Below are 17149 nucleotides of genomic sequence, written 5' to 3' on the forward strand. Positions count from 1 at the left end.
TCTATGACTTTATTTTCTCGTTCATGGCTGCCGCCGTATGAAATGTTGGGGCAGTCTAAAACTATGAACTTCGCGAGATGAAAAAAGCGACAGGCCAAAGGCGGTCACCCCCCCCTTAGGCCTGTCGCTTTGTTATTACCGTCCTTGAATCAGCTTCAGCTTATACACGTATTCGAACAGGAATTCGAAAGCTTCGAGGTGCTTTCTCGCTTCGAAGGCGTCGCGGCCCCAAGCGTAGATGCCGTGCTTGCGCAGCAAGATACCCGGAATGCGCTTGTCCAGGCGGTCTCTAACCTCGGGAACGATAAGAGGAATGTTCGCGAAGTTGGAGACGATCGGCACATCGATGACGGCTTCCTCGTCCCAGATGTTGAACGCCTTGATCAGCTCGACGCCTTCGACCGGAACGGACCTGCGGTCCCAGAAGAGCTCGGAGACGAGGCTGTTGTAGACGGAATGAATATGGAAAATAGCGCCGCAGCCGGTCTGGCGATAGATTTCGCAATGGATCAGCGTCTCGGCGGAAGGCTTGAGCGCCGTCGGCTCGCATGGGGCGCCCTTCTCGTCGACGAGAAGGAAGTCGTCCGGCGTCGAGGCGGCTTTGTCCTTGCCGCTGGCCGTGACGGCGAAGGCGAACCGCTCGGGCGTGAACTCGCCGACTCTCATCGACAGGTTGCCGCTCGTTCCCGGGAACCAGCCTCTCTGGGCGAAGTCGGTCTTGACTCGGTCCAGCTCCCGGTAGACGCGCTGCTTCTCCTCCAACAGGATGGACTTGCTAGGATGCTCGCTCATTTTCTCCAGTCTCCTTGCTCTAAGTGATGGACGATATCGTGGAAATTCTCGAACGGAATGTGCGGGAGTCCCAGCTCTCGGCACCTCTCGGTCAAGTGGGAGCGGGAGAAAACGAGGTCGACCAGCTTCGCTCCTTCGAAGTCGGTAATGCTGTCTCCGATCAGGATGCGAGTGTACTCTTCCTTCGGATACCGGCGAATAACCGCCGCCTTGCACATGCCGCAATCGTTCTTGCAGTGTTCGTCGCACGGATGCGGCCACAGGATATCGATTCGCTCGCCGCTGAAGTCGCTGCCGTTGCAAAAGATATGGTCACGCGGGATGCCGAACGGCTCCAGCAGCGGATAGACGAAGAAGTCGATTCCGCCGCTCGTGACGTAAAATTCCACGCCGTTCTTCTTGCACCATTCGAGCAGTTGCGGGAACCCCTCGCGTATGCCGGCGGTGTTCAGGATGTAGTCCGTTATCTCTTGCCGCATGGAGGAAGGGAAGAGGGCGAACATCTCGCCGACTCCTTGGCGCAGCGACTTCTTGAAGCTGACGATATCGCTCATGATGGCTTCGTAGCCTTCCGGCTTGAAGTGCTTCATGACCGCGACGATATTGTCGCTCAGCGTGATCGTACCGTCAAAATCGCAGAACAATACGGGAGGCTTACTCTTGCTGTCGGTTGCAATGTCGCTCATGCCTCGCGTACCCCCCAGCGTTCGATAGCCAAACGCAGCTCCTCGTGGTCCGTAGCGTAATCGGCAAGGCCGATGCCAGCCTTGACCGCGTCGATGGCCTGGCGGAACGCTCGGCCGCCCGCCGCGGCTCCATGGGCATGTCCGTGCACGCCGCCGCCCGCGTTGACGACGACGGCTTCGCCGAAGTCGCGCATGATGAGCGGCACGAGACCCGGGTGGATGCCGGCGGACGGGACCGGGAACGCCGCCTTAAGCGGAAGCGACGGATCGAGCAGGGCCGCTTGAACGGCGAGATTCTCTTCCTTCGGCATGACGACCGAGCCGTACGGCGAAGGGAAGAGCGACAGGTCCGCTCCCGCGATGCGGATCAGCTTGCCCAGCAGCAGAGGGGCGGCGATGCCATGGTGCGGCGACGGATAGAAGGCGCCGGCCATCGCCGGGTGAGCCGCGATCGGGACGTTGATCGAGGGATCGGCCACCAGTTCTGCCATGGCGTCATAGCCGTAGGAGAGAACGTTAAACAGCAGGCCGTTGGCGCCCGCGTCGATGGCGCGGCGGGCGTTCTCCCTCAGCTTGGACGTCGGTCCCGTCAGGTTGGTGAAGTAGATCAGCTTCTGTCCGGTGACCTTCTCGGCTTCGCGAGCGGCATCGACGCAAGTTTCCACGCGCTTCTCGAGCGGTGTCAGCGGATTCTCGAACAGAATCTCGTCGTCCTTGATCAGATCGACGCCTCCCAGAGCCTGCTGCAGGAATTGCTCGCGCAGATTCGGAAGGTCGTAGCCGATAACGGACTTGAAAATGCTCATTAGAAGAGGCCTGTCCGTTATGCCGAGCTTCTCGCGCACGCCTTGCATTCCGAACTTCGGTCCGGAGAACGCCGACAGGAAGTCGGAAGAGGGGTTCAAGTCCAGCAGCTTGATCCGCCCGTCCATCGACAGCTTGCCGAACGTGGTGACGAGCAGGGCAGGAAGGTCCTTGGAGAAGTTCAGATCGGGATAAGCGATCGTAATGTCCGCGTAGCGCTCTCCCGGAGCCGCGCCTTCCGGCTCGTGCGCTTCGATCGAGACGACCTGACCCAGATACTTCTCCATCTTTTGTTTGGCCACTTCCGGAAGCTCGGTCCAGCTGCCGACGGTCAGGCCGACCGCGATTCCTTCCGCTTTCTTCGCGAAGTCGGCTTTGTCCTCGAACAACCGATAGGTAGCCGTGCTGTAGCCGGGCGCCACGCTCTTGTTGTTGCTCATCTTGTATCAACTCCTGCAATCCCTAGAATAAGTTAACGGGCGAATGCTTCGTCCGCGATAGCTTGCCCCATCTCTTCCGCGCGCTCCGCGCAGCGCCGCATCGCCTGCGAGACGGCTTCGGGGAAGCCGTGCCGCTCCAGCGTCTCGATCGCGGCTTGAGTCGTGCCGTTCGGCGACGTGACCTTCCGGCGCAGCTCGGCCGGGTCTTCTTCCGTCAGGCGGACCATCTCGGCGGCGCCGCGGACCGTCTGCACGACTAGCTCGCGGGCGGCTTCCGGAGCGAGCCCTTGCTCGATCCCGGAGCGGATCATCGCTTCCATCATGTAATAGATATAAGCAGGGCCGCTTCCCGATACGGCGGTCACCGTCTGAAGCAGGTTTTCCTCGACGACGCTCGTCATGCCGATCGCGCCGAACATCGAGAGCGCCAGCGCGCGGCCTTCCTCCGGAACGGACGCCGAGAAGCTGATGCCCGTCGCGCCGAGCCCGATGGAGCTCGAGGTGTTCGGCATCGTCCGAACGATCGGCTGCTCGTTCGCCAGCAATCGATGCATGGTTTGGATCGTGAGTCCCGCGATCAGGGAGACGATCAGCTGCTCGGAACGAAGAAGCGGCTTCAGGGTCAGAAGCGCGGCCGCCGAATCCTTCGGCTTCATGCCGAGTACGATCATATCCGATCGAGCGAGGGCGGCGTCTTTCTGCTCTGGAGTAAGCGCCGGAACGACTCCGTATTTCTTCTGTAGCTCGAGCAGACGATCTCCGTTCGAACGATTGAGAACCGTAATGTTCCCCGGCGTCGCAACTCCGGTATCGACAATCCCTCTAATAATGGCTTCCGCCATCGAGCCGGCGCCGTAGAAGACGATAGTCCGGTCCTTCAGTTTGGATGAAGATAGATTTGCCATAATACGTTTTCACTCCCGACTTCTAATTAACAACCGTTTAAGGTGGATGATGTCCCATTCGTCTGACGGATAATCGAATACGACCCATTCGAATCGCCGTTAGCCGCGAACCTGCCCGCTGCCCTTGACGACATACTTGGTCGAGGTGAGGGCGGGAAGGCCCATCGGTCCCCGCGCGTGCAGCTTCTGCGTGCTGATGCCGATCTCGGCGCCGAAGCCGAATTCGAAGCCGTCGGTGAAGCGGGTGGAGGCGTTGTGATAGACCGTCGCCGCATCGACCTCCGCCAGGAAGCGAGCCGCGTTCTCTTGCGATTCGGTCACGATGCATTCGCTGTGCATGGTGCCGAACCGGCGGATATGGGCGAGCGCCTCGTCCAGATCGTCCACGATCTTAATGTTCAAAATATAATCGTTGTACTCGGTCGCATAATCCTGCTCGGAAGCGGAGCGGACCCACGAAACGAGCTTCTGCGCCCGTTCGCAGCCGCGAAGCTCGACATTCTTCTCGCGGAAACGTTCCGCCATGGAAGACAAGTGTTTCTCCGCGTAGCCGGAATGAACGATCAGCGTCTCCATCGAATTGCAGACCGAAGGACGCTGAACCTTGGCGTTCAAGGCGATCTCTTCCGCCATCTTCGGAAGGGCGGACGCGTCCACATAAGTATGACAGATGCCGGCCCCCGTCTCAATGACGGGCACGGTCGCGTTCTGTACGACGTTCTGGATAAGAGAAGCGCCGCCGCGCGGAATGATGACGTCGATCAGCCCGTTCAGCTTCAGCATCTCGTCGACCGAAGAACGGTTGGAATCCTCGATCATCTGGAGAGCTTCAACCGGAAGTGCCGTTTCGGCCAGCGCTTGTCTCATCACGCCGACGATGGCGCGATTCGTTTCGAGCGCCGCGGATCCGCCGCGAAGAACGACGGGATTGCCGGTTTTCAGGCAGAGTCCGGCTGCGTCGACGGTGACGTTCGGACGAGCTTCGTAGATCATGCCGATAACGCCCAGCGGGACGCGGTGCTTCTCGATGTGAAGGCCGTTCGGACGATCGAACGTCTCCAGCACCGTTCCGATCGGATCCTCGAGCTCCACGACCTGCCTTAAGCCTTCGGCGATCGCTTCGATGCGGCTAGGATTCAGCTTCAGCCGGTCGAGCAGGGAGGAACTGGTGCCGTTCGCTTCTCCGTTCCGGATATCCTTCTCGTTCGCTTCCAATAAAATAGCCTGCTCCGCGATCAACGCATCGGCCATTTTCAACAAAGCCTCGTTCTTCTGTACCGTCGTCATCCGGTTCATGACGGCCGCGGCTTCTTTGGCCAGCGCCGCCTTCGTTCTTACTTCGCTCATGCGTCTGACGCCTCCTTTACGTGGGTCGTAACCCATTCGTCTCGATGAATCACTTCGATACGGCTCGGCTCGACGCGCCGCTGAGCTTCGTCGCTCGATAGCCCCGCGGCCGCCGTGACTTGCCAAGATGCATAATTGGTGACGCCTCTGCCCAGCGTTCGGCCGGCAACGTTCACCACCTCGACGACGTCGCGGGGGTGGAACTCGCCTTCTATTCCGGTTACCCCCGCGGGCAGCAGGCTCTTGTGCCCGTTGAGCAGCGCTTCTTCCGCTCCGGCGTCGACGACGATTCGGCCCTGCGGAACGGCAAGGTAGCCGATCCATTTCTTCTTCGCGGGAAGCGAGTGAAGAGAGGTCGTGAAGTACGTGCCCCGTCCGCTGCCTTCCGCAGCCTTCAGTAGGTCGCCCGGCTCCGTCACCCGGCCGATGAAGGTGGACACCCCGCCGCCCATCGCGATCCGGGCCGCTTCGATCTTGGAGCGCATGCCTCCCGTTCCGACGGAGGAGCCGGCGCCTCCCGCGATTCGGTACAGCTCGTCGGAGATGACCTCGATGCGGTCGATCCGCTTCGCGTCAGGATCCTTGCGCGGGTCGGCGGTGTACAAGCCCTCGATGTCGGTCAGCACGTAGAGCTCGTCGGCTTTGACCAATGCGGCGACGAGAGCGGACAGCGTATCGTTCTCGCTGAATTTCAGCTCGTCGATGGCGACCGTGTCGTTCTCGTTGATGACCGGGACGACCTTAAGCCTCAGCAGCTCCTCGATCGTTCGCTGCGCGTTCTGCGAGCGGGAGCGGTTGCTGAAGTCCGGCCGGGTGAGCAGGATTTGGGCGGCCGGGATGCCGTGCGCGGAGAAAGCCTCCTGATAGGCTTCCATGAGCAGCGCCTGGCCAACCGCGGCCGCGGCTTGCTTCTCGTAGACGAGCTTGGGACGGGAAGCGTAGCCGATCTTCTTGAAGCCGGCCGCTACCGCTCCGCTCGTCACGAGCAGAACCTCGAGCCCCAGCTGCTGAAGATGGGCGATCTCCGATGCGAAGAAGCGAACCCGATCGCGGCTTAGGCCGCCTTCTTCGGAGGTGAGAGAGCTGCTTCCTATTTTGACGACGATTCGTCGAGCCATTGTTGCCACGTTCCTCTCATATGCTGGTGATAGGGGCAGGGGAAAAGCGCGCGAAACGCAAAAAAACTCTCGTCCTCAAACAAAGGACGAAAGTTTCCTTCCGCGGTACCACCTTCATTGATGCCGACGTACTCCCCGCGATGGGGATCGGCATCCTCTTGAATTCCTGGTAACAGCAGGATCTGTCCGGCTCGTCGCCGGCCGCTCGGGGGCGGGAGAAGCGGTCGGATTCGTCGAATTCTTCCAGCCAAGGAATTCGATCTCTGGGCGAGCCGGGTCCGCTTCGTTCCCCTTCATTGCGTTTGGATCGGGAGCCGCTCTTGCTCCGAACGGCTTCATATTAATGCTAAGAATACCATGCGCCGCAAGCCTTGTAAAGGAAGGAAGGCCTTAAGGGGCGGCGAATCAACGGAACAGATTCAGCCTTCCGATCCGCTCCGCCGCCTCGCGCAAGCGCTGCTCGGGAGCGAGGAGACCCAGCCGAACGTAGCCTTCTCCATGCTCCCCGAAGCCGTTGCCCGGAGCGACGACGATGTCCGCTTCCTCCAGCAGCTTGTCCGCGAAGCCCGCCGAGGAATATCCGGCGGGGACGGGCAGCCAGCAGAAGAAAGACCCCGCCGGCTTCGGCGCCTGCCAGCCGATCGAAGAGAATCCTTCATATAGGGCGTCGCGGCGGCTTTCGTACGTGCGGACAAGCTCGGCCACCGAATCCTGAGGTCCCGAGAGCGCTTCGGCCGCGGCTTCCTGGATGCCGCCGAACAGGCTGCAATAATAATGGTCCTGGATCAGATTGAGCATCTCGACGATCTGCTTGTTGCCCAGCGCGAACCCTACCCGCCATCCGGCCATGTTATAGGATTTGGAGAGCGTGTAGAACTCGATGCCGACGTCCTTCGCGCCGGGCGTCTCCAGGAAGCTGACCGGCCGCTTGCCTTCGAAGCCGATGGCGCCGTAGGCGAAGTCGCTGGCGACGACGACGTTGTTTCTCTCCGCGAAGCGGACGGTTTCTTCATAGAAGGAACGATTGGCGACCGCCGACGTCGGATTGTTCGGGTAGTTCAGGAACATCAGCTTAGCCCGTTCCAGCTTGGAAGCGGGAATCGCCTCGTAATCGGGCAGGAAGCCGTTGCTCTCGAGGAGCGGCATGGACGCCATCTCCGCTTCCGCCAAAGCGACGCCGGACCAATAATCCGGGTAGCCCGGATCGGGGACGAGGCAGACGTCTCCGGGATTCAACAGGCACTGGCTGATCTCGACGAGGCCCGTTTTGCCTCCGAACAGGACGGCGACCTCGGTATCCGGATCCAGATCGACGTTATAATCTTCCTTATATCGCTTGGCTACGGCTTCCTTGAGGAAGCGAAAACCTCGGAAAGGAGGGTATTTATGATACAGAGGATTGTCCGCGGCTTGCTTCAGCTTCTCCACGATGTGCCGGGGAGTCGGAAGGTCCGGGTTGCCTTGCCCCAGATTGATCACGTCCCGGCCGGTTGCCGCCCGGGCGTTGGCTCTGCCGACGAGAGCCGCGAAGAATTGCTCGGGCAGCGTCGTCAGACGGTGCGCCGGTTCGATTCGAATCGTCATGATTAGTTCGTCACTCAGCTTTCAATCCATAGAGTAGGAAACGGATAAAATGAATGTAGCACAAGGCGGCTTTGAATATCAATCGGATAAGACGGAATACGTTATCTTGTCGCCTTCCCCTTAAATAAGGTACGATGGGGAAAAGAGCGGCGCAGCCGCCATGAATCCGAAGGAGAGCTTGTCCCATGCCAAACCTTTTGCGCTTAGCGCTCATTCAAATGCATATAGACGCCGGTCACCCGGAGCCAAACTTCGCCCGGCTGGAGCAGCGGCTGACGGAAGCCGTGGCCGCCTCGCCGAAGCCGGACGTCATTCTCGTGCCCGAGATGTGGAACACGGGCTACGCGCTCGACCGAATTCGCGAGCTGGCGGATCCGGCGGGCGCCCGCACCCGTTCCTTCGTCTCCGAGTTCGCGAAGCGCCACGGGGTCAACATCGTCGCGGGCTCGATCGCGGAACTCCGCGAGGGGAACGACGGCCGGGCTTCCAAGGTGACGAATACGGTCTACGGCTTTGACCGGCAAGGCGAGGAGATCGCCGAATACTCGAAGATCCATCTCTTCAAGCTCATGGACGAGCATCTGCACCTCGAAGCGGGAGAGAAGCCCGGACGGTTCGAGCTGGAAGGCTATCCGGCCGGCGTCATGATCTGCTACGACATCCGTTTTCCGGAGCTTGCCCGGAAGCTTGCTCTCGAGGGAGCCAAGGTGCTGTTCGTTCCGGCGGAATGGCCGCATCCCCGCCTGCACCACTGGAGAACGCTTCTTCAAGCGAGAGCGATCGAGAACCAGATGTACGTCGTGGCGTGCAATCGCACGGGCATAAGCGGAACGACCCATTTCTTCGGCCATTCGATGGTAATCGATCCATGGGGAGAGATCGTCGCCGAAGCGGGAGAAGAGGAGACGATCCTCACCGCCGAGATCGACCTCGACCTCGCGGACGAAGTTCGCGGACGGATTCCGGTGTTCGCCGACCGCCGGCCGAGCTTGTACGAATAACCGTTCCTCCGCCGCTGCCGCGCAATCCTCCTGCTTTATTTTCCTCAAGCGTTCTATGGATTAATCCTTGGATTTGTCGGGCGGTTGCTTATTGAGAGCTTGCATCGTCTTGCGGAAAATATCGATGAACGCTTCCGCGGCATTGGACAGGTAGCGACCTTTGCGGTAGGCGATGACGAGCGTGCGGGTCGGCCTGTTCTTCATGCGGATGTAGACGGGGGTGTGGCTGCTTCCCAGTCCGCTTCTCGCGACCATGTGCGGCACGAAGCCGATGCCCATGCCGGCGGCGACCAGCGACTGAACCGTCTCGATGTTGCTGCTCTCGAACACGACCCGCGGGGCGAACCCCGCTTGCTGGCACAGGTCGTAGGCGATCGCCCGGAAGCCCTGTCCCCGCTTGAGCAGAACGAAGGGCTCGTCCTTCATGTCGGCCAGATCGATCGGCTCCTTGGAGCCGGACAGGGCCAGGGGATGATCGGGAGGCACCGCCAAATATAGTTCTTCCTCGATGATCGGCTCGTAAGTGAGCGAGGGCTCGATGACCGGCAGGGAGAGCAGGCTGACGTCGGTGCCGCCGCTGGCGGTTAGTTGCTCCAGCTGAATCGTCGTCTCCTCGACCAAGGCGATCTCGATATTGGGATGCGTGAGACGGAAAGCGGTCAGCACGTCGGGGAGAACGTGGGCGCCGGTAATCGGCAGGCTCCCGACGATGATGCGGCCTTTGCGCAGGTCGGCGATATCTTCCATCTCTTGGCGCAGCTGCTCGGTCATATCGACGATCTGCTTCGCTTTCTCTACGAATATAGACCCGGCATAGGTGAGCTCGACGGAGTTGGTGCTCCGCTTGAACAGCAGAATGCCGAGCTCCTTCTCGAGCTTAGATAGCTGCTGGCTCAGGGAGGGCTGGGCGATATGCAGCTTCTCGGCAGCCCGGGAGAAGTTGCGCTCGGCGGCGATCTGAATGACGTATTGAAGAAGGCGCAGCTCCATATTAAGGGCTCCTTTCTATTTCGATATCAGGCTCCCAAGCTCATGACGATTGGGACGATAAGTTGATAGGGTGAATGGCGAGGCTGTTGGCGGACCGCATTTGATGGGACTATTATAGCATGAAACTATAAGATGGGGAGGGGTTATAGTTTGATTGAAGGAGTAGTCGTAGGTTAACTTCATTTCCCGATACCGCCCGTCCCTAACGACGAAACTCGAACCATGCGAGTCTCTGTGAACCCCGCAACCCCGCAACCCCGCAAAAGTTACTTTGAGGTCACTATTGGTAACTGTTCCCCACTCGTAGGTGCTTCGTTTTTCGAGCGTATTTGGTCTGGGTGCACTACATTCATGGAATTGGCGGGGAATGGTCGAAAGAGGGGCACTGGGTGCACCACATTCGATGTAACGCGTGAGCGAGTAACATATCCCCCGAATAATAAGCAGCGCAATCGTCCTTCTTATAGACAAAACTATGACCGATTCGTTCACGACTTGGCCACATTCTAATCCAATTTATGTTTACGGATAAGAACTAGCGGTCGTACAATTCCGCACAGGACAAGCATTTGGGCGCAAAAAGAACGCTTCGGAGATAGGTTGAACCTATAATCGTTATAGATATTATATCTTGGAGCAATGAACGGAGCGATGGTATAGTAGAGGCATGATCATTAAGAGAACTGAATCTGCCGCTTCTTAGTCCGGTAAGGCCGAGGCGGAACGGGAGGACGCTGGACGCTCCATCAGCTCTTCGCCGTCGGATCGGTTTCGCAGAGATGAACAATTCATACGGGGTGAATGAACAATGAGCAAAAAGACGATGTTCGAGAAAATTTGGAACAATCACGAGATTCATTCGGAAGCTGGCAAGCCGAGCATTCTGTACATCGACCTGCACCTGGTTCACGAGGTTACTTCTCCGCAAGCGTTCGAAGGCCTTCGCATGACGAACCGCAAAGTGCGTCGTCCGGACCTGACCTTCGCGACGATGGACCACAACGTACCGACGCAGGACCGCTTCAATATCGCCGACCCGATCTCCAAGCAGCAGGTCGACACGCTGACTAACAACTGTAAGGAATTCGGCGTCAAGCTGTACGACCTGAACACGATCGACCAAGGCGTCGTTCACGTTATGGGACCTGAGCTCGGCCTGACCCACCCGGGCAAGACGATCGTTTGCGGCGACAGCCACACTTCGACGCACGGCGCGTTCGGCGCTCTGGCGTTCGGTATCGGCACGAGCGAAGTCGAGCACGTTCTGGCTACGCAATGCTTGCAGCAAGCGAAAGCGAAGACGATGGAAGTCCGCTTCGTCGGCAAGCGCCCGGCGGGCATCACCGCGAAGGACTTGATCCTCGGCCTGATCGCCAAGTACGGCACGGACTTCGCTACCGGCTACGTTATCGAGTACACGGGCCAAGCGATCCGCGATCTGTCGATGGAAGAGCGCATGACCGTCTGCAACATGTCCATCGAAGGCGGCGCCCGCGCCGGCCTGATCGCTCCGGACGAGACGACGTTCAACTACCTTCGCGGCCGCGAATACGCTCCGCAAGGCGAGGACTTCGATCGCGCGGTCGAGCAATGGAAGGCTCTGGCTTCCGATGAAGGCGCCGTATACGACAAGGTCGTCGAGCTGAACGTCGAAGAGCTCGTTCCGCAAGTCACTTGGGGCACGAGCCCGGGCATGGGCACGGGCATCTCGTCCACGGTTCCTTATCCGGAGCAGCTGCCGACGGAGAACGAACGCAAAGCCGCCGAGAAGGCGCTTGAATACATGGATCTGAAGCCGGGCACTCCGATGTCCGAGATTCCGATCGACTACGTCTTCATCGGCTCCTGCACGAACGGCCGCATCGAAGACCTGCGCGCGGCTGCCAAGGTCGCCCAAGGCCATAAGGTAAGCCCGAACGTCACGGCTATCGTCGTTCCCGGCTCCGGCCGCGTTAAGCTTCAAGCCGAGAAGGAAGGCCTGGACAAGATCTTCACCGCCGCGGGCTTCGAATGGCGCGAAGCGGGCTGCTCGATGTGCCTTGCGATGAATCCGGACGTTCTGAAGCCGGGCCAACGCTGCGCATCCACTTCGAACCGCAACTTCGAAGGTCGTCAAGGACGCGGCGGACGTACGCACCTGGTTTCTCCCGAGATGGCTGCTGCGGCAGCGGTCACGGGCCGATTTACCGACGTTCGCAACTGGGAATTCCGTTCCGAAGTAACGGCATAAGAAGGGAGATTCGAAACCATGGAAGCATTCAAACAACTTACGGGCATCGTCACGCCGGTCGACCGCGTGAACGTCGACACCGACGCTATCATTCCTAAGCAATTCCTGAAGCGCATCGAGCGCAGCGGCTTCGGCCAATTCCTGTTCTTCGAATGGCGTTGGGACGAACAAGGGAACGTCATTCCCGAGTTCAGCCTGAACCAAGAACGCTATCAAGGCTCGAGCATCCTGATTTCCCGCGCGAACTTCGGCTGCGGCTCCTCCCGCGAGCACGCTCCTTGGGCGATTCTGGACTACGGCTTCCGCGTCGTCATCGCTCCGTCGTTCGCGGACATTTTCTACAACAACTGCTTCAAGAACGGCATCCTGCCGATCAAGCTCAGCGAGGAGCAAGTCGAAGACCTGTTCCAACGCACGAACGCGAACGTCGGCTACAAGCTGACCGTCGACCTCGAGAACAAGGTCATCACGGACGGCGCGGATCTGACGATCCACTTCGATCTCGACGAGCATCGCCGCCAATTCCTGCTGCTTGGCCTGGACGATATCGGCCTGACCCTTCAGCACAGCGATCTGATCGCGGCATACGAAGCGAAGAACGAAGCTCGACTGGCGAACCGATTCTAAACCGAGAGCAAGGGCGCAAGACGCCGTAAGCTCGGATAAACGACAGCATGCAAGACCCTGGTTTCCGATACGGCATTTTTCGGGAGCTAGGGTCTTTTTTTCCTCGTTTGGTCGCAACTTTTGGCGAAATCGGACGTCTAATGTTTCATGGACAAGCTGGGTGGGTACCCCATCGGCATGATTGCACATTTTAGAACTTTAGACACCGAGGTGAAGCATGAAGAAGTGGACGTCCCTGTTGTTTGTCGTCGCCGTCATGCTGTTCATGGCTTGCGGAACCGCCTCTGCCGAGACGGTTGCTCCGAAGCTTGTGTTGAACGGCAAAATTTTGAATCCCGTTGAACCTCCGACCTTGATCGGCAGCTTCACGATGGTGCCCATTAGGATCGTCGGGGAAAACCTGGGCTACAAAGTCGATTACGACAGCAGCAAGAAGCAGGTGACGGTTACGAGCGGAAGCTCTAAGGTAGAGATGGTGCTCGACAAGAAATCGGCTTCCGTAGACGGCAAGCTGGTTGCCTTGCAAGCGGCTCCAACCGCGAGATCGAACACCACGCTCATTCCGCTCCGATTCGTAGGCGAGGCTTTAGGCCTTCAAGTGTACTGGGATAACACGAACAAGTCGGTGTTCTTGTACAGCAACAATTCGAACGGCTCGGACACCGGAAACGAAAGCGGCTCCGGCAGCAACGGCTCCGGCGGCGACAGCGGTTCCGGAGATTCGGGCAATCCGTCCGATGGAGGCGGCGCCGATCCGAGCTTGCCGGAAGGCGGAGGAACGGAGAACGGCGGAGAAGTGACGAATCCCTCGACTTCGGTTACTTCGGTTCATTCCGTCAGCTACGAGAACGATTCGATCGTTATCAAGTACAGCGACGGCTTCTTGATCCCGAAGGCTTCCGTGCTTACCGGACCCGACCGTATCGTCATCGACCTTCCTTCGGCCGATTTCGCGACGGACTTCCAGCCGGCGCTGGCAACGGACGGGAACTCGGTCGTGAAGCCGCTCGGAGAGCTGGCCGTCGCGGATCACGTCGCGCTAACGAAGGTTCGATACTCCCTGTTCTCGGATAATCCGAAGACGCTTCGATTCGTGCTGGATCTGAATCAGAAGTGGAGCTACGAGATCGTTAACGACGCTTCGCTCAGGACGCTGACGATCAAGCTGGTGGATCCGAGCACGGTGCCGGCGGACGAGCCTCCTAGCGGAACTTATACGATAGTCCTCGACGCGGGACACGGCGGTTCGGACCCGGGCGCGCTCAGCATTACGGGCAAGCGGGAGAAGGATTTCAATCTGGCGGTCATCCTGAAGCTTCAAGCCATCCTGGCCGCGGATTCCCGGTTCAATCTCGTCCTTACCCGTTCGGGAGATACATATCCGTCGTTGGCCGATCGCTACAATCTGGCCAATTCCATCAAGGCCGATCTCTTCCTGTCGGTGCACGGCAACAGCAACACGAAGAACACGGTAACGGGTACCGAGGTGTACTACACTCGGGATGCCAGCCTTGCCTTCGCCAAAGCCGTGCATACCTACGCGACGCCGACGACCGGCCTCAAGGACAGGGGAGTCATCCAGAAGAGCCTTGCGGTCACCCGCGAGACGACGATGCCGGCGGTTCTGTTCGAAGCCGGTTATCTATCGAATTCGGGAGACGAGAGCGTGATGTACCTGGAGACGTTCCAGAGCAATGTCGCCCAAGGATTGGCCACCGCCATCAAGAAGTATTTGAAGTTGGAATAGAAGATTGCTGGCAATCATTCGGAATTCGTATAAGCTTCTTCGGCGTTTAAGCGGCTGGCCGCGTTATTGCTTAAGCAAAACAATCGAATAGAGGAGAGATAGAGATATGGCGATAGCGTTGCGAGGTAAGTCATGGATCGGCTTGATCGTGATATTGACATTGGTGTGGACGGGGGTGGCGTTCCATGCCCCTCGCGCTTCTGCGGCGACGACCCCCTTCTCCGACGTGGCGGCGGGGCATTGGGCGGAGAAGCACATCGCCAAGCTTGCCCTGCAGGGCTTAGTCAAAGGCGACGATAAAGGATTGTATTCGCCCAATAAGTCTTTAAGCCGCCAGGAAGCGGTCGTCATCGCCATTCGCTTCATGGGAATGGAGGACAAAGTGGACTCGAGCGCCGTCGTCGCGTTCCCGGACACCTTCTCGGTAGACAATTACTTCAAGTCCTACGTCAACTTTGCTTTTAAGCAGAAGCTGTTGAACATGACGGAAGAGTTCGAGCTGGCGAATAAGGAGTCCGGCAAGGCATGGGGAAGCAGTCCGGCCACCCGCGAATGGGTGTCGAGGCTGCTCGTTCGCGCGATCGGCAAGGAAGCGGACGCGACGGCCGCCGCCTCTTCGGCGACCTCCTTCGCGGACAATACCTCGATCGGCTCGGATTACCTCGGCTACGTCAACGTAGCGGTAAGCAACAGCCTCGTCAAAGGCATCGACGGCAACAAGTTCGATCCGAAGGGGACGCTTACCCGCGCGTCCGCGGCGACCTTGTTCAGCCGCGCGGAGTCGACCATCTCGACTTCTTTCTCGGGACAAACGACCGGAATCTGGCTTCAGGTCAGTCCGTCTCAGCTCAAGATGCTGCATTCCGACGGAACGATTACGAACTATGCCGTTACGGATAGCACCCTGTTCTCCCGTGCAGACAGCGAGAAGCTGCTGACTATCGACGGCTTGAAGCCATACGGCAAAGCGCTCGTTATTAGCACCGGAGACGGCGCGGCCGCTTACGCCGAGCAATTGGACGACACGGCTCAGGTGAAGACGGTCGAAGGCGAGCTTGTTGTCGTCAATTCGAGCAAGAGCCTTATTTCCCTTCTTGAAGGGGAAGAGGTAGCCTCTTATTCGTTCGATGCCGCGAACGCGCCATCCGTCACGGATTCGGAAGGGAACGCGATCGCCCTGACCGACATTCCTTCCAATGCGAAAGTGAAGCTGATCATCGATAATTTCAGCTCTTCCCAGAAAATCCTGGCCGTCGCCCTGACGACGTCGACCGTCAACAAAACCGGCAACGGATCGATCGTAAGCTACGATTCGGCTCTCGGCACCCTGATGGTCAAGGACGACGCCACCGGCGTTGCGGAGTCGAGGAATATCGCGGCTACGGCAACGATCCAGAAGGATGGCCAATACGTCAACAAAACCGAGCTCAAGGCCGGTTCCTCCATCTCGTACAAGGTCGTCAACGGGCAATTCGCGGAGATCGTCATTACGAAGGCTCCATCGGAAGCCGTTACCGGATACTTCTTCAAGGCGGATACGACCGAGATGACGATCCAGTATACGACGGCGCCGAATTCGAGCGACATTAAAGCCAAGTTCTACGACAAGAACGTAACCGTCTCGATCGCCGGCGTGGCGGACGCGACTCTCGGCCATCTGTTCAAGGGAGATCACGTTCAGTTAACGCTGAACGACGCCGGCGTCGTGACCGGCATTCAAGTCTCGGATCGCTCGATCCAAACGCTAACGGGCGGAGTGATCTCTTCCTACGTCGCGGATGACGGCATCGTGGTCATCAAGGATGCGAACGGCAACACGGACGCATACAAGATCAACGACAGCACTCGTTACGATTACAACGGCACTTCGATCACCAAGGCGAACGCCCAATACTATTTCGTCAAGGGCCGCAAGGTAGACATTGGGCATTCGGAAGGAGTCCTGTACTTTATCTCCTTCGTATCGAAGTATAGCGGCACCGTCGTCACCAACGATACGACCGCCCGTGTTCTGACCCTTAAGCTCTCCGACGGTACGACCCAATCGCTGACCTATGGTTCTCCGGCGGTCGAAATTTTCGGCACGACTAACGCGACTTACTCGAGTATCGCGGTAGGAGACGTCGTTACCGCCTATCTGTCCGGCGATCAGAACAATGTCGTCTCCGTTCAAGTAGCGAAGAAGGCGCAGCTCGAAGTCGTGTCGGTCGACGCGACCGCGAACAAGCTGACGGCGAAGAACGTGACGACGGGAGTCGCGACGACTTGGACGCTCGATTCCTCGGTCGCCTTATATGACGAGAACGGAGCCGCCACGACTATCGGCGCGATGACGGCAGGCGGTACGATTAACGTGTCCGTACTGGGCAACACGCTCAAATCGGTGACGAAGGTACGCATTACCCTCGGCAAAGTCGCTGCCGTAGATGCCGGCGCGGGAACGATCGCGGTCGTGCCGTTCGGCGGAGCCTCGACGACATTGAACGCGGGCGCCAACGTCATCGTGACGAAGAACGGAACGACGACCGGTTCGCTGGCTTCCGTTCAAGCGGAAGACCGGGTGGAAGTGCGCGCGAACGAGCTCGGGCAGACGGTCGTCACCGTCATCGCTCCGGTCACGAAGTCGGTCTGGTACGCGGACGCGAAGACGGGAACGCTTCATTTCCTCAAGTCCGGCACGAACGCCGACGACAGCGTGTCCGTCAGCTCTACGGCTTATATTCACACGGGAGATACGACGCTTGCTCTCACCAGCTTGACGAACGGGAATTCCGTAACGGTCTACGTCCTGCGCGGCAAAGCGGTCGAGATCGTGAAAGCTTAATCGTTTCCATGAATTAGAGACTGTCTTCGTAGCTCCTTCGGGCTTCGGAGACAG

13 protein-coding genes are annotated in these 17149 nt (G+C 58.7%); 5 read left to right on the forward strand and 8 right to left on the reverse strand.

Translation table 11 applies throughout. From position 1 onward, the window contains the following. Positions 1-135 precede the first annotated feature (135 nt). The 7 genes from mtnB to H7B67_RS21780 form a co-directional block, all read right to left on the reverse strand. Positions 136-792 carry a methylthioribulose 1-phosphate dehydratase gene (gene mtnB / locus H7B67_RS21750; protein WP_185121964.1) on the reverse strand — a complete coding sequence of 219 codons (657 nt, stop codon included), beginning with the start codon at positions 790-792 and terminating at the stop codon, positions 136-138. Continuing rightward, positions 789-1478, reverse strand: coding sequence for a 2-hydroxy-3-keto-5-methylthiopentenyl-1-phosphate phosphatase (locus tag H7B67_RS21755; RefSeq protein WP_185121965.1), 690 nt, complete (start codon positions 1476-1478; stop codon positions 789-791). The genes mtnB and H7B67_RS21755 overlap by 4 nt, the downstream gene beginning before the upstream one ends. Then, positions 1475-2722: a 2,3-diketo-5-methylthiopentyl-1-phosphate enolase gene (locus tag H7B67_RS21760; RefSeq protein WP_185121966.1), complete on the reverse strand. Its 1248-nt coding sequence runs from the start codon at positions 2720-2722 to the stop codon at positions 1475-1477. The genes H7B67_RS21755 and H7B67_RS21760 overlap by 4 nt, the downstream gene beginning before the upstream one ends. Before the next feature lie 32 nt (positions 2723-2754). After that, positions 2755-3627 carry a pyrroline-5-carboxylate reductase gene (proC, locus tag H7B67_RS21765; RefSeq protein WP_185121967.1) on the reverse strand — a complete coding sequence of 291 codons (873 nt, stop codon included), beginning with the start codon at positions 3625-3627 and terminating at the stop codon, positions 2755-2757. A 99-nt stretch (positions 3628-3726) separates the two neighbouring features. Further along, positions 3727-4974, reverse strand: coding sequence for a glutamate-5-semialdehyde dehydrogenase (locus H7B67_RS21770; RefSeq protein WP_185121968.1), 1248 nt, complete (start codon positions 4972-4974; stop codon positions 3727-3729). Continuing rightward, positions 4971-6092, reverse strand: coding sequence for a glutamate 5-kinase (gene proB, locus H7B67_RS21775; RefSeq protein WP_185121969.1), 1122 nt, complete (start codon positions 6090-6092; stop codon positions 4971-4973). The genes H7B67_RS21770 and proB overlap by 4 nt, the downstream gene beginning before the upstream one ends. Before the next feature lie 405 nt (positions 6093-6497). Then, entirely contained in the window at positions 6498-7676 is a 1179-nt protein-coding gene (locus H7B67_RS21780; protein ID WP_221468855.1) for a pyridoxal phosphate-dependent aminotransferase, read from the reverse strand. Between the two features lie 185 nt (positions 7677-7861). Here H7B67_RS21780 and H7B67_RS21785 point away from each other — a divergent pair, with 185 nt between their 5' ends. Further along, positions 7862-8677 (forward strand): carbon-nitrogen family hydrolase, encoded by an 816-nt coding sequence (locus tag H7B67_RS21785; protein ID WP_185121970.1) that lies wholly within the window; start codon positions 7862-7864, stop codon positions 8675-8677. Between the two features lie 60 nt (positions 8678-8737). On the opposite strand, the gene H7B67_RS21790 is transcribed toward H7B67_RS21785, so the two are convergent. After that, the gene (locus tag H7B67_RS21790) at positions 8738-9667 is read right to left on the reverse strand and encodes a LysR family transcriptional regulator (RefSeq protein WP_185121971.1); all 930 of its coding nucleotides are present in this window, start codon (positions 9665-9667) and stop codon (positions 8738-8740) included. An 808-nt stretch (positions 9668-10475) separates the two neighbouring features. On the opposite strand from H7B67_RS21790, the gene leuC reads away from it, so the two are divergent. The 4 genes from leuC to H7B67_RS21810 all read left to right on the forward strand — a co-directional run bounded on the left by leuC (position 10476) and on the right by H7B67_RS21810 (position 17095). Further along, entirely contained in the window at positions 10476-11897 is a 1422-nt protein-coding gene (gene leuC / locus H7B67_RS21795; RefSeq protein ID WP_185121972.1) for a 3-isopropylmalate dehydratase large subunit, read from the forward strand. Positions 11898-11915: 18 nt separating this feature from the next. After that, positions 11916-12524: a 3-isopropylmalate dehydratase small subunit gene (gene leuD / locus H7B67_RS21800; RefSeq protein WP_185121973.1), complete on the forward strand. Its 609-nt coding sequence runs from the start codon at positions 11916-11918 to the stop codon at positions 12522-12524. A 217-nt stretch (positions 12525-12741) separates the two neighbouring features. Then, a complete protein-coding gene (locus H7B67_RS21805) occupies positions 12742-14271 on the forward strand; it encodes an N-acetylmuramoyl-L-alanine amidase family protein (protein WP_185121974.1) in 1530 nt (509 codons plus the stop codon). A gap of 106 nt (positions 14272-14377) precedes the next feature. Further along, the gene (locus H7B67_RS21810; RefSeq protein WP_185121975.1) at positions 14378-17095 is read left to right on the forward strand and encodes an S-layer homology domain-containing protein; all 2718 of its coding nucleotides are present in this window, start codon (positions 14378-14380) and stop codon (positions 17093-17095) included. Positions 17096-17149: the final 54 nt, after the last annotated feature.

Origin of the sequence: Cohnella thailandensis, from assembly GCF_014212135.1 — a bacterium.
Classification (GTDB): domain Bacteria; phylum Bacillota; class Bacilli; order Paenibacillales; family Paenibacillaceae; genus Cohnella; species Cohnella thailandensis.